Genomic DNA, 13,326 nt, shown 5'->3' on the forward strand with positions numbered 1-13,326 from the left:
GGCTCAGTGGCTCATGAGGCAGCAGACCGGCACCATGCGCAGGATCTCCCGCGTCGCGCCGCCGAACAGCCATTGGCGCAGGCGGGCATGGCCATAGGCGCCCATCACGAGGAGGTCCGCGTCCTGCCGGGCGGCGAAGCGCAGGATCTCGTCGGTGGTCTCCCGGGGCGGGGCGGAGAGAAGATGCGTGGTCACATGCGCCCCGTGCCGGGCGAGCAGCTCGGCGACGTCCTGGCCGCCCTCGAACCGCGCCCCCTCCCCGGCGGTCGCAACGAAGACCTGATCCGCCTGCACGATGAACGGCAGGGCCGCCGAGACCGCCCGGAGCGCCTCCGGAGTGTCCTTCCAGGCGACGACGATCCGGGCCCCCCGCAGATGCTCGAGCCCGGGCGGGACGACCAGCACGGGCCGGGCCGCCTCCATGAGGATCCGGTCCGGGGCGACGCCGAAGGGCCCCGGATCCGGATCGCGCGGCCCGCGGCGGGAGACCACCACGAGGTCGGCGCCCCGGCTCTGCCGGATGAGGAAGCCCTCGGGATCGCCATCGCCCTGCTGCCAGGCGGTGCGGACGCCCTCGCCGGCGCCCCGGGCGAAGACGCTCCGGACCTGCCGCAGCTCGTCCGCGAGGCGCGCCCGCCCCTCATCGGCGATGGCCTGGATCTCGACCCCGCGGTCGATCGGGCCTGCGGCGGGGAACGGCCGGGCGGCAATGCCGGTCAGCGTGGCCTCGAACCGGGCGGCGAGCCCGGCGGCGAGGCGAACCCGCTCCGCCGCTCCCGGCCCGAGATCGACGGAGGTCATGATGCTCGCAATAGACATGATCGCCTCCCGCGTCGCGCCGCCTCGACCCGGCAGGGTCTGGGACAGGAATGGTCCGAGCATCGCCCGGGAGGGCCCCTTCCGTCCGGCGTCGCAGCCGGTGGCCTCGTCCTGCCCGCCGGCGATGCGGAAATCCGCCTCACGCGAAGCAGCTCTCGATATCCGGAAGGTCGTGGGACGGGAGATCCTCGCGGTGAGGATCCGGCGACGCGTCCGGCTGCGGCGCGGCCCCGAGCACGGTCTCGTCCCCTTCCGCCGTGGGAGGCGCGATCGCCGCGACCATGAGGTCGCCCATCTCGCCGGCCATCGCGATCGGAAGATCCATGCACATCCGCTGCAGGGCGGCGAGCCACGCCGCGTCGATGGGCGGCTGGCCCGGTTCCGGGAGTGCGACCGCGCTCATGACGGGCCTCCCGGCGCCCGGGCGACGCGAGCCACCCGGAATGTGTGGAGCCCATCCTCGTCGGCGCCGCGCACCGACACGTACTCGCCCTCGACGAAGCGATGCACCCCGAGGCGGTAGCCGGTCTCGTCGTCCTCCGCCGTGCGGTCGTCGTAATCGATCAGCCAGGTCGCGCCGCCGGGACCGCCCGCCCGGTGCACGAGACGGCCGTGGCGGTCGGGCTCGCCGGTCCAGAAGCGGCGCACCCGGCAATGGTCGCGCGCCTCGCGCCAGCGCACCTGATCGAGATGCCCGTCCGGATCGAGCGGCGCGGTGATCTGATAGCCGCGTCCCGCGCTGCCTTCCGGATACTCGGCGCAGCGGGCCAGGGTCAGGGTGATGGTCGACAGCATGGCGCTCTCCCGGTGTCAGAGGGCCGGCTCGGCATCGAGCATCCGCGCGATCTCGTCCTTGAGGCGCATGCGCTCGCGCCGCGTGCCCTGCTCCGTCTCCTCCGAGACCGGCTCGATCCGGGCCTCCATCCGATGCACGGCGCGGTTCACCGCGTGGTAGCGTTCGACCAGCGCGGCGAAGCGGCCGTCCGCGAGCTTGAGCGCGCGGATGCGGTCGGCTTGGCCGGGGAACTCGTCGGTCAACTCGTGCGGAACATGGGACACCGCAGGTCTCCTTCACCGGTCTGGGGCCGTTCCGGATCCCGGCGGTGGCGCCGCTTCCCGGGCAGGCCCGGCCTCTTCGGAGGCGGTCTCATCCTGCGCGACGGGCCCGGCCGATCCTTGATCCAGCGCAAGGCTCCGCTGGCGGCATTCGCTGGCGGGCGCCGAAGGGGCCGCGCCGGCGCGGCCCCGGACCATCTCAGAACTTGCAGGTGACGCCGGCACCCACCATCCGGGGATCGATATCGACCCGTCCGCGGATCAAGCCCGGGCTCGGCTTCACCCTGGTGTCGAGAAAAACCTTCTTCGCGTCGAACTCACCATATTCGGGGGCGGCACTCCGCACGGCGCCTCCTGACGCGTCTTCCGTCAGGGTCGGCGCAGCCGGGGGCGAACTCATCCGAATTCCGGCTGATTGCTTCGCGGTCGCTCCGGCTCCACGGCGGCGGCGCGCAGGCCCTATCCGCCGTGCGGCGCGGCGGGGGCCCGCGCGGTCACGCGGTGCAGGAGGCGGCCCAGCTCCTCCCCGGAATAGGGCTTGTGCAGCAGTTCGAACCCGTGCGCGCCCTCCTGCGCCAGCACGTGGCTGTAGCCGGAGGCCAGCACCACCGGCAGGCACGGCAGCCGGCGGCGGAGCTCGCGGGCGAGCGCGATGCCGCCCATGCCGGGCATCACCACGTCCGAGAACACCGCGTCGAAACCCGCTCCGTCGGGCTCCAGCCGTTCGAGCGCCTCCTCGGCATTCGACGCCCATTCCGGCGTAAAGCCGAGATCCTGCAGGATCTGGCAGGCGAAGCGGCCGACCTCGACATTGTCCTCCACCACCAGCACCCGGCGGCCATTGCCCGCCGGGGACAGGGAGCGGGCATCCGGATCGCCCCCCGCGAGCCCATCCGCCATCTCGACCTGCGGCAGGTAGAGCGTGAAGGTCGTGCCCTGGCCGGGGGTGCTCTCGACCGCGATGTCGCCGCCCGACTGCTTGGCGAAGCCGAAGACCTGGGACAGGCCGAGCCCGGTGCCGCGGCCGACCTCCTTGGTGGTGAAGAACGGCTCGAAGATGCGCCCGATCAGGTCCGGCGGGATGCCGGCGCCGGTATCGGTCAGCGACACCGCCGCGAAGGGGCCGGGCGCCCCCGCATGGCCGCGGATGGCCGGCAGCGCGCAGCCGCACGCAAGCCGCAGCGTCAGCGTGCCCTCGCCGTTCATCGCATCGCGCGCATTGACCGCTATGTTCACCAGCGCGGTCTCGAACTGGCTCAAGTCCGTGCGCACGAAGCAGGGCCGGTCCGGAACTTGCGTGACCACCCGGATGCGCGCGCCCGTCACCGCATCGAGCATCTCCGCCACGGCCTGCAGCCGCACCCCGACGTCGATGACCTCGAGCTTGAGCGCCTGGCGGCGGGCGAAGGCGAGGAGCTGGCCGGTGAGCTTGGCCGCGCGGTCGACCGTGTCGGAGACCGCATCGAGATAGCGCCGCCGGCGCTCCTCGGGCAGGTCGGGCCGGCGCAGGAAATCGACCGACGAGCGGATGATGGTGAGCAGGTTGTTGAAGTCGTGCGCCACGCCCCCGGTGAGCTGGCCCACCGCTTCGAGCTTCTGCGACTGCCGAAGCGCCTCCTCGGCCCGCCGCTGTTCGGAGACGTCGCGGCCGAAGCCGTAGAGCGTCCCCTCCTCCGGCACGATGGTCCACAGGATGCGCCGCGGCTCGCCGGTCTGGGTGAGGAACGCGACCTCGATGTCGCCGCCCGGCACGCCGGACAGGCGCCGCTCCAGCTCGCCCGTCATCACGTCGCGGTCCTCCGGGGCCACGAAGTCGAGGAGGGAGCGCCCGAGGCTCTCGGCCTCCGACCAGCCGAGGGTGCGGACCCAGGAGGGGTTCACCGACAGGACCTCGCCCCGCGCCGTCGCCACGACCTTGAGCACCGGCGACAGGGTCCAGATGCGGTCGCGGTCGCGGGCCTGGGCGGCGATCTGCGCCTCCAGGGACTGGGCCTTTGCCTCCAGGAAATCCTCGACGCGCTTGCGATCGGTGACGTCGTGAACGAAGACGTAGACGCCGTCGATCGAGCCCTCGGGCGTGCGGCGCGGCAGGTAGCGGATATCGGCGACGCGCGGACGGCCGTCGGGCCAGGGCCAGTTCCGTTCGAGCCGCACCTCCTCCCCGGCGAGCGCCCGCTCCACATAGGGACGGCGGAAGGCGAACTCCGCCGGCCCGATCAGCTCGCTCATGGTCCGGCCCAGAACGGCCTCGCGCGGATGCCCGAACCACGTCTCGTAGGCGGCGTTCACGAACCGGTAGGTGAAGCTCCGGTCGATCGCGGCGATCAGCGCCGGCATCGCATCCGCCACGAGCCGCGATTCGGCCTCGCGCTCGAGCAGCGCCATCTCGTTCTCGCGCCGCCGCGTGATGTCGTTGAACAGGATGGCGACGCGATGCCGGGCCGGGTCGTCCACCCGGTAGGCATGGACGTCGTACCATCGCTTGAGCGCCGGCGCGGCATTCTCGAAGCGCACCGGCCGCCCCGTCAGCGCCACCTGCCCGGAGATGTCGAACCAGGGCTGGTCGTGGTCCGGGTCGAGGTCACGCAGCCGCCTACCCACCGCGCCCACGAGGCCCGTCTGGGCTTCGAAGGCCGGATTGACCTCGAGGAACCGGCAATCGGCGGCCCGGCCCGCCGCGTCGAACTCCATCTCGACGACGCAGAACCCGGCATCGATCGAGTTGAAGAGGGAGCGGTAGCGCTCCTCGCTGGCGCGCAGGGCTGCGTCCGTCCGGCGCATCTCGAGCTGCGCCATCACGGTCCGGGCCAGGGCCTTGAGGATGAAACGCTGCGGCTCGGTCAAGGTCCGGGGCACGCGGTCGAGGACGCAGAGCGTCCCGATGGCGTATCCGTCCGGCGTGACCAGGGGCACGCCGGCATAGAAGCGCAGGTGCGGGGCGCCCGCGACGAGCACGTTCCCGGAGCGGCCCGGATCGGCGTCGAGACCGGACAGGAGGAGGATGTCCGGCGAGCCGAGCAGCTCCGTGCAGAAGCCGAATTCGAGAGGCATCTCCCGCATGTCGTGCCCGACCGCGGCCTTGATCCACTGCCGGTGCGCATCGATGAAATTGATATGCGCCATCGGCGTCCCGCAGGCCTGGGCCGCCATCTGGGCGATGTCGTCGAACTCGGCCTCGCGCGGTGTGTCGAGGATGGCATAGCTGCGCAGGGCCGCGAGGCGCCCGGCCTCGCCGACGGCGAAGCCGGGCCTGCTGGCGGTCGCCCCTGGTGCTGTCGCGATGTGGGTCATTGCGGCGTGGTTGTTGCGGGGCGGCTCCCAGGGATATGATCGCCGTGATGTAGCGCGCCGTCCCGAGGCGGATACGGCTGCCGAGCTAGATTTTCGTCCTGTTGCGCCGACACCGCTCCGAATTCCGGAGGCGTCGGCGGCCCGGCCGTCACGAGAGCGCTCCCCGCCGAAGTGGGCACCGATTCGGCGCAGGGGAGCGCGTCACATCAAGAGCTGAGAGCCGTGATCCGACCCGATCGGGTCGGATCACGGCTCTAGGACGCCCCTCACGCGGTCGAGGGCGGCCCCTCCGGCCTTGAGCGCGGCGAGCGCCCCGACGCCGGCATCGGGCCGGCCGGGCCCCGGAGCCGCGCCGCCCCGGCTCGAAATACGGATTAAGATCACTTAATTGTTTGATAATCATTTCATCTCATAGCGAATGATCAATGTTGCGTAGGGATGCGGGGCAATGCTTGGCCTGTTCTCATGCCTTACGAACGAGCACATTCCGCATCTGCTTGCGCTGAATGTGCTTCTGGCCGCAGCGACCGCCTTTGCAATGCTGTCGTTCCTGGCCGCGGGCCGGGGCCTGAACGGGGCCTGGACTCCGCTGCGGCAGGGTTTCGCCGGCCCCGCGGTCGCCCTCTTCGCGGCCGGCTTCGCAGCCCTTCACCTCCTCGGCCCTGTAGGGACGGTCGTCCCGGGCCGGATCGTCTGGGACACCGGACTCGCGGCGGGCGCAGTGTTGTCCGGGACGATGCTCGCGGCCGGCGCGATCCGCCTCGCGATCCGGCGACCGGGCGTTCCGGCGTGCATCGCGGCGAGCTTCCTGCTGGCGCTCGGCCTCTGCGGCCTCCAGGTTCTGGCGCTCGCGGCCGCGAGCGTCGTGCCGGATGCCCCACCCCTGCCCACGCCCCTGCTGTCGCGGGACGCGATCGCCGGGGCCGTCGCGGCGGCGAGCGCGCTTCTCCTGGCGGTCGCCACGCATGGCATCGTGGCCGATGCGCGGGCCGCCGCCCTGCGCAACGCCGTCGCCCGCCTGCGGGCCCTGACCGAGGCGTCCTTCGAGGGCATCGTCGTCGTCCGGGACGGCCGCGTCCTCGACGTCAATCCGAGCTTCTGCGCGCTGATCGGCCGGCCGGCCGAGGCCCTGCGGGGCGAGGCGCTCGCGGCCCTGACGGATCCGGACAGCCTACCACTGCTTGCCGGTGCGGAGAGCCCCGCCTCGCACGAGACGCGCCTGCGCTGCGCCGACGGGACCACCGTTCCGGTGGAGGTCCGCGCGAGACCCTGGTCCACGGGGGATGCCGCCTACGCCATTGCGGTGCGCAGCCTGCGGGAACGGCACGAGGCCGACCGGCGCATCCGCATGCTGGCCTATCGCGACCAGGCGACGAGCCTGCCGAACCGCGCCGCCTTCGACGAGGCGCTGCGGGCGCAGATCACCGCCTGCGTGCGCAACAACACCACGTTCTCGCTGCATCGCATCGATCTCGACCGGTTCAAGGACATCAACATCACCTTCGGGCATGCCCTCGCCGATCAGGTGTTGGCGGGGCTCGCCCGGCGCCTCGCTCAAGTCGTCGAGGCCGGAACCCTGGACCGGGTCTTCCGTCTCGGCGACGACGAGTTCGCCGTGCTCCAGATCGACAGCGAGCGCGCCCGCCCGCCCGAGACCGTGGCCCGGCAGATCGTCGAGCATCTCGCCGCCCCGGTCGTGGTCGCGGACCGGCAGGTGCAGATCCGCGCCAGCGTCGGCGTCGCGGTCTGGCCGGAGGACGGGTCGGGGGGTGAGATGCTCCTCAAGCGCTCGGGCCTCGCGCTCGACCGGGCCAAGCGCGACGGCGGCGGGCGGCATTGCCGCTACGACGAGTCCCTCGTCGCGGCGATCGAGGCGCGCCGCCGGCTGCAGGAGGATCTCGCCGCGGGTCTGCGCGACGGCGCCTTCACCATCGTCTACCTGCCGATCGTGTCCTTCGCCTCCCGGCGCATCGTCGGCCACGAGGCGCTGCTGCGCTGGCGGCATCCGCGCCTGGGCGAGATTCCGCCGAGCCGCTTCATCCCGCTGGCCGAGGAATGCGGCGCGATCGTCGATCTCGGCCAGCTCGTCCTGGCAGAAGCCTGCCGCCAGGCGGCGACCTGGACGGAGGATCACCTCGTCGCGGTGAACGTCTCAGGACCGCAGCTCCAGACGGACGACTTCATCGATCTCGTGGACGCCGTGCTCAGGCAGACCGGCCTGCCGCCCGAGCGTCTGCAGATCGAGGTCACGGAGGCGATCCTGATCGACGACCGCCACCGGGTGGCGCAGCGCCTGCGGACCCTGCGGGCGCGGGGCGTGCGCGTCGCGCTCGACGATTTCGGGAAGGGCCTCTCGTCCCTCCAGCTTCCGCGCGACATCCCGTTCGATGCCGTGAAGCTCGACGTCTCGATCATCCGCGGTCTCGTGCAGGGCCGCGAACAGCGCGCCGTGGTCGAGGCGCTGATCGGCCTGCTGCACCATCTCGGCCGCGTGACGGTGGCGGAGGGGGTGGAGACCCGCGAGCAGTGGGAGGCGCTGCGGGCCGCCGGATGCGACCTCGCGCAGGGCGTGCTGTTCGGGACGCCGCGTGCGCAGCCGATCGCCGGCGACGTCCTCATCGAGCCGCTGCCGCCCGCCGTCACCCGCCTCAGCGACTACCTGCGCCGCCGGGACGGGTGAGCCTGCGCGACGCCCTGCCGCGCATTTCCCGATGCGGCGCCGTCGCCGCTGCGGTCTCGCGCTCCTGGGCGGCCGCGACGAGACGGCGGAGGAGCACCGCCACTCACGCGGCGACCAGTTCACCACCGGCCGGGCCGCCCCTGACGGATGAAGCCGGCTGACTAAACGCTCCCATCTGTGGCAGCTCACCCCGCTCCTCATGCTGAGGTGGCCGGCGCGAGCCGGCCCTCGAAGCACCCCGGATCGGTGCTCCCGGCCACCAGAGCCTCGGACCAGCGGTCAGGCGTGCTTCGAGGCTGCGCGATCTTCGATCGCCCAGCACCTCAGCATGAGGAGCGGGGTGAGCTGCCACGCAGGCCAAGCTCGCTTGAGACAGAGCGAGCGCCGCAGCGTTGCGGCCGAGATGCCCGGCGAGGAGTTGCGCCTCGCGGACGTCGCCTGCGGCCGCGTGGTCGGGGCCGGGGCGGAACTGCAAGCACCATCGCCGCCATCGGCCGTGCAGCGAATCAAGCTTGAGCATAATATCGGCAAGACATGGCCTAGCTTCACTGCTTACAGCCAAGCTTATCAACCCCGCCTGGGACGATCCGAGCACGTGAATTCGACTGCGAGGCGAGGTCCTCGGGCACGTTATCGGCGTCGACCTTCGAATGACCACAGTCTTGCCCCGAAAATGCCGATAGCGCTGAGCTTTCCTCTGCACGGCGGATGGGGCCTCGCCGATCTGGGCGCCTTCGGGCACGCGGAGCGCGACGGCCGGCCCACCGCGCTAGGCAGACGAGCCAGGGAGACGAGCACGGTGGCCGGCTTGCAGATGGTCCTCGACCCCCCATCGGCGAGCGCCGCGGCGGCGACTCGTCCCGCTCGCCGCGCCGGGCCGCTCGCAGCCTCCCTCATCGCTCTGCTGAGCCTCACCGTCAGCGGGGACTGGCACCCGGCCGAGGCGCCCCCGGCCCCGACCGGAAGCCGCGGGCAGGCCGAGGCGCCGCCCGCCCCGGTCGAGGAGGCCCCGCCGGCCGTGACCCGCGCCGATGCGGCTCCGGCTCCCCCCGTGCAGGGCCTGTCCGTCGAAACGCCCGTGCCCTGGCAGAGCGCCTTGCTCGATTCCGTGCTGGAGGCGGCCCTGGCCCCACCATCCGATCCGGTCGAGGCGCCGGCTTCGGAGACCCCGGACGAGGCGCGCACCGCCGCGCCGGACGACCTGAGCCAGGATCCCGCCCGGCTCGCCCAGCCCGTGCCCCTGCCGGTGCCGCGCCCGCCTGAACTGCGCCGTCCGCGAACGGCGGAGCCGGCCCGCGGCGCGAGCCGGTCCGCGGCGCAGCGCGCAGGCGTCGCCTCGCCCCTCCCCCCGGTCGAGGACAACCGCTCCTTCATCGAGAAGCTGTTCGATCTTCCGCCGGCTTCGAGCCCCGGCCTCGCCTATGCGGCGCTGGAGAGCAACCCCGTCGTCCCGGCGCCGAACCGGCGCCTCAGCCCCGTTCCGGGGCCGGACGTGGCCCGGGCGACCGCCGTCTACGACATCAGCGCCCGCACCGTGACCCTGCCGAACGGCGAGCGGCTGGAGGCCCATTCCGGCCTCGGCCCGCACATGGACGACCCGCGCTTCGTGCATGTGCGCATGCGCGGCGCCACGCCGCCCGGCACCTACGACCTGACCGAGCGCGAGAAGCTCTTCCACGGCGTGCGGGCGATCCGCCTCACGCCGGTGGGCGGCAGCGGCGCCGTACACGGGCGGGTCGGGCTCCTGGCGCATACCTACATGCTCGGGCCGAGCGGGGCCTCGAACGGCTGCGTCTCCTTCAAGGACTACAACCGCTTCTTGCAGGCCTTCCTGCGCGGAGAGGTCCAGCGCCTCGTCGTCGTCGCCGGCCGCGGGCAGGACGGACCGCCCGGCACGAACGACCGCCGCATCGGCCTGTCCGATCGTCCGGCCGCGGGCGGCAACGGGGCCTGAGCGCGATCGGGAGAGACCGCCTGCGGCTCTCCCGGTCCCGTCACGCCGGCCGGCAAGGCCGGGAGCGGATCCGTTCACGGTGAACCGGACGTCGCTCCCGATCGTCGGGTTCGCCGCATCGTCTGCGGCGAACCGGCATCCCCGCCACTGGATAAGGCTCTACTCGCCGTCGATGCGCCTGCCGATCAGCGCGATCGCGCGCTGGTAGACGGAAGCCGAGTTCCAGCCCTGGATCGCCGAGAAGTTCGGCTCGCCCGGCTGATAGCCGGCCCCGCGCTGCCAGCCATGGGCGCGCAGGAAGTTCGCGGTCGCGTTGAGGGCGTTCGGCACGCTGTCGAGGCTGCCGCCCGTGCCGTAGTTCAGAATGCTCTTCGGCAGGAACTGCGTGTGGCCGACCTCGCCGTGGGCCGCGCCGCGGGTGCTCGGCGAGAGGATGCCCCGGTCGACCAGGGTGAGCGCGGCATAGAGCTGGTCGGTGAAGTAGGCGGAGCGGCGGCAATCATAGGCCAGGGTCGCCACGGCCGACAGGGTGTTGACGTTGCCCCGGCTCGCGCCGAAGCCCGTCTCCATGCCCCAGATCGCCAGGAGCGGCCCGGGCGGCACGCCATAGCGCTGCTCGATCGAGGCGAAGAGCGCCGCGTTGGACTGCTTGAGCGCCCGCCCGCGCGACACGATGGCCGGGCCGCCGCGCTTGGCCAGGAACTGATCGAGCGAGAGGCGGAAGCTCTTCTGGCCCCGATCCGCCGCGATGGTCGCCGAGGAATAGGAGGTGCCCATCAGGGCCGAGACGCCCGTCGCGCCCACCCGTCCCCGCGCCTCTTCGGCGAATTCCCGCTTCCACGCCTCGAACCCGGCGGGGCCGTTGCCGCATTGCGCAGCCTGCGCGGCATGGGCCGTGAACACGAAGGCCGCGAAACCCGCCGCGACCAAGGGCCTTCCGTACCCGCAATTGATCATCGAATACTCCCCTTTGGGCAGCGAACGAGCGAACCACCCATCTTCGGGTGCTACTTAACCGCTCCAGCGGCCAAGGCTACAGCCCGGACATCCGCGGATCGTCTTCACGCTCCATGCCGAGGACGATGTGCGGCCGCTGTTGTGCCGGCGCATCGCCGCTCCTCGACCGGTCGAGCGCCGCGCCCGCGAAGCCGCCGGCGCGATCGCGCGGCGCCTGCTTCGCCCGCCGAGACGGATCGCGGACCGGGGCTGTTCGGCGCGCGAAAGGAACTTACATACGGTTGGGATGTATGTCTCTGGATCCCGCCAAAGGGGTCGGCAGCCGAAGGGCGTATGCGTGTCGCAGAGCATCCTGATCACCGGCGGAGCCGGTTTCATCGGCCGGGCCGTCGCCCGGGCGCTGGTCGCACGGGGCGACCGGGTTCGTGTCCTCGACAGTCTGATCGATCAGGTGCATGGCGGCCTCGGCCGGCCGGACGATCTGCCGGATGCGGTCGACCTGCGCCGGGGCGACGTGCGCGACCCGGCCGCCGTGGCGCAGTCGCTGATCGGCATCGACAAGGTCATCCACCTCGCCGCCGAGGTCGGCGTGGGGCAGAGCATGTACGCGGTCGAGCGCTACGTCTCGGTCAACGACCTCGGCACGGCGGTGCTGTTCCAGGCGCTGATCGAGCGGCCGGTGCAGCGGGTCGTCGTCGCCTCCTCCATGAGCGTCTACGGCGAGGGGCTCTACCGCGACTCGGAGGGGGCGCTCATCGAGGACGTGGCGCGCCAGCCCCGCTCCGGCCCGGAGGCGCCCTGGGATCCGCTCGATGCGCGGGGCCGCCCGCTCAAGCCCGTCCCGACGCCCGAGTGGAAACGCCCGGCCCTCGCCTCGGTCTATGCCCTGTCGAAATACGCGCAGGAGCGCCTGACCCTGATGCTCGCCCCCGCCTACGGCATGGAGGGCGTGGCTTTGCGGCTATGGAATGCCTACGGGCCGGGCCAAGCGCTCTCGAACCCCTATACGGGGGTGCTGGCGATCTTCGCCTCGCGGCTCCACAACGGGGCCGCGCCGGTGATCTTCGAGGATGGCCACCAGCTGCGCGACTTCGTGCAGGTCGACGACGTGGCGCAGGCCTTCCTCCTCGCCCTCGACCGGCGCGAGGCCGCGGGTCAGGTCTACAATATCGGCTCGGGCGAGTACCGCTCGGTGCGCGAGGTGGCGACCCTGCTCGCCCGCGCCATGGGCCGCACCGACATCGTCCCGGAGATCGCCGGCAAGATGCGGGCCGGGGACATCCGCCACTGCATCCCGGATATCGGCAAGGCCAAGGCCGAGCTCGGCTATGCGCCCCGGCGCGACTTCGCGGACGGCCTTGCGGAACTCGCCGCCTGGGTGGCCGCGCAGCAGGATGCGCAGGACCGCGTCGCCGAGGCGCGCCGCGAACTCGAGAAGCGCGGGCTCGTCGCATGACCAGCCCGGGCGGATTGCGGCCGATCCTCATCACGGGAGGGGCCGGCTTCATCGGCGCGAACCTCGCGGACGCGCTCGCGGCCGAGGGCCGCGACGTTCTGATCTACGACGCCCTGCTGAGGCCGGGCGTCGAGGCCAATCTCGACTGGCTGAAGCGCCGCCACCCGGACCGGATCTCGGCCGTCGTGGCGGATGTGCGCGACACTGCCGCCCTGGCCGCGGCGGCGGGCGATGCGGCGGCCGTGTTCCACTTCGCCGCCCAGGTCGCCGTGACCACGAGCCTCGTCGAACCGGCGACGGATTTCGACGTGAATCTCGGGGCGACCCTGCAGCTGCTGGAGGCCCTGCGCCGCCGCCCCGATCCCGCCCCCCTGATCTTCGCCTCGACCAACAAGGTCTACGGCGACCTCGCCGACCTCGCCTTCCGGCGCGAGGGGGAGGCCTACCGGCCCGCGGACGAGACCCTGCACCGCCACGGGATCGGCGAGGACCGCCCCCTCGACTTCCACACGCCCTATGGCTGTTCGAAGGGTGGCGCCGACCAGTACGTGCTCGACTACGCCCGCAGCTTCGGGGTGCCGACCTGCGTGATGCGCATGAGCTGCATCTACGGCCCGCGGCAGATGGGCACCGAGGACCAGGGCTGGGTGGCGCATTTCCTGATCCGGGCCCTGGCGGAGCAGCCCATCGCCATCTACGGCGACGGCTACCAAGTGCGCGACATCCTCCACGTCGCCGATGCGGTCGCCGCCTACCGGGCGGCGCTGGCGCGGATCGGGCAGGTGAGCGGCCGGGCCTACAATCTGGGCGGTGGGCCTGCGAATGCCGTCAGCCTGCGGCAGGTGCTCGGCGCGATCCGCGACCTCGTCGCGCAGCCGCTCGACCTCTCCTTCCACGACTGGCGGGCCGGGGACCAGCGCTACTACGTGTCGGATACCCGCCGCGCCGCGGCCGATCTCGGGCTCGACGCCCCGATCGCCTGGCGGACCGGGCTGCGCGACCTCGCCCGCTGGCTCGCCGAGGCTCGCGGCCTCGTGCTGCCGGAGGAGTCCGCGCCACGCCGCCTGGCCGCCTCGGTATCCTCCGCTTAACCAGGATCGGGGCACAAGCCCT

At 72.1% G+C, this 13,326-nt stretch carries 11 protein-coding genes; 4 read left to right on the forward strand and 7 right to left on the reverse strand.

Going from position 1 to position 13,326, the window contains the following annotated elements; translation table 11 throughout:
- Positions 1-3: 3 nt before the first annotated feature.
- The 6 genes from MNOD_RS02075 to MNOD_RS02095 form a co-directional block, all read right to left on the reverse strand.
- Positions 4-819, reverse strand: coding sequence for a universal stress protein (locus MNOD_RS02075; RefSeq protein ID WP_015927176.1), 816 nt, complete (start codon positions 817-819; stop codon positions 4-6).
- A gap of 139 nt (positions 820-958) precedes the next feature.
- Positions 959-1,222 (reverse strand): hypothetical protein, encoded by a 264-nt coding sequence (locus tag MNOD_RS02080; protein ID WP_015927177.1) that lies wholly within the window; start codon positions 1,220-1,222, stop codon positions 959-961.
- A complete protein-coding gene (locus tag MNOD_RS02085; protein WP_015927178.1) occupies positions 1,219-1,614 on the reverse strand; it encodes a hypothetical protein in 396 nt (131 codons plus the stop codon). The genes MNOD_RS02080 and MNOD_RS02085 overlap by 4 nt, the downstream gene beginning before the upstream one ends.
- Positions 1,615-1,629: 15 nt before the next feature.
- Positions 1,630-1,878, reverse strand: a complete 249-nt coding sequence (locus MNOD_RS02090; RefSeq protein WP_015927179.1) for an HP1242/YdcH family protein — start codon at positions 1,876-1,878, stop codon at positions 1,630-1,632.
- Positions 1,879-2,074: 196 nt separating this feature from the next.
- Positions 2,075-2,221 carry a hypothetical protein gene (locus MNOD_RS45945; RefSeq protein ID WP_015927180.1) on the reverse strand — a complete coding sequence of 49 codons (147 nt, stop codon included), beginning with the start codon at positions 2,219-2,221 and terminating at the stop codon, positions 2,075-2,077.
- A 113-nt stretch (positions 2,222-2,334) separates the two neighbouring features.
- Positions 2,335-5,166, reverse strand: a complete 2,832-nt coding sequence (locus MNOD_RS02095; protein WP_015927181.1) for a PAS domain S-box protein — start codon at positions 5,164-5,166, stop codon at positions 2,335-2,337.
- A gap of 448 nt (positions 5,167-5,614) precedes the next feature.
- On the opposite strand from MNOD_RS02095, the gene MNOD_RS02105 reads away from it, so the two are divergent.
- Both MNOD_RS02105 and MNOD_RS02110 read left to right on the forward strand, forming a co-directional pair.
- Positions 5,615-7,846: a putative bifunctional diguanylate cyclase/phosphodiesterase gene (locus MNOD_RS02105; RefSeq protein WP_015927182.1), complete on the forward strand. Its 2,232-nt coding sequence runs from the start codon at positions 5,615-5,617 to the stop codon at positions 7,844-7,846.
- A 799-nt stretch (positions 7,847-8,645) separates the two neighbouring features.
- Entirely contained in the window at positions 8,646-9,800 is a 1,155-nt protein-coding gene (locus MNOD_RS02110; RefSeq protein WP_043747857.1) for a DUF2778 domain-containing protein, read from the forward strand.
- A 159-nt stretch (positions 9,801-9,959) separates the two neighbouring features.
- Here MNOD_RS02110 and MNOD_RS02115 read toward each other — a convergent pair whose 3' ends face one another.
- Positions 9,960-10,757: a lytic murein transglycosylase gene (locus MNOD_RS02115; RefSeq protein ID WP_015927184.1), complete on the reverse strand. Its 798-nt coding sequence runs from the start codon at positions 10,755-10,757 to the stop codon at positions 9,960-9,962.
- A 337-nt stretch (positions 10,758-11,094) separates the two neighbouring features.
- Here MNOD_RS02115 and MNOD_RS02120 point away from each other — a divergent pair, with 337 nt between their 5' ends.
- Both MNOD_RS02120 and MNOD_RS02125 read left to right on the forward strand, forming a co-directional pair.
- The gene (locus MNOD_RS02120) at positions 11,095-12,213 is read left to right on the forward strand and encodes an NAD-dependent epimerase/dehydratase family protein (RefSeq protein ID WP_015927185.1); all 1,119 of its coding nucleotides are present in this window, start codon (positions 11,095-11,097) and stop codon (positions 12,211-12,213) included.
- The gene (locus MNOD_RS02125; RefSeq protein ID WP_015927186.1) at positions 12,210-13,304 is read left to right on the forward strand and encodes an NAD-dependent epimerase/dehydratase family protein; all 1,095 of its coding nucleotides are present in this window, start codon (positions 12,210-12,212) and stop codon (positions 13,302-13,304) included. The genes MNOD_RS02120 and MNOD_RS02125 overlap by 4 nt, the downstream gene beginning before the upstream one ends.
- Positions 13,305-13,326 lie beyond the last annotated feature (22 nt).

The sequence above is a fragment of the Methylobacterium nodulans ORS 2060 genome (assembly GCF_000022085.1).
Classification (GTDB): domain Bacteria; phylum Pseudomonadota; class Alphaproteobacteria; order Rhizobiales; family Beijerinckiaceae; genus Methylobacterium; species Methylobacterium nodulans.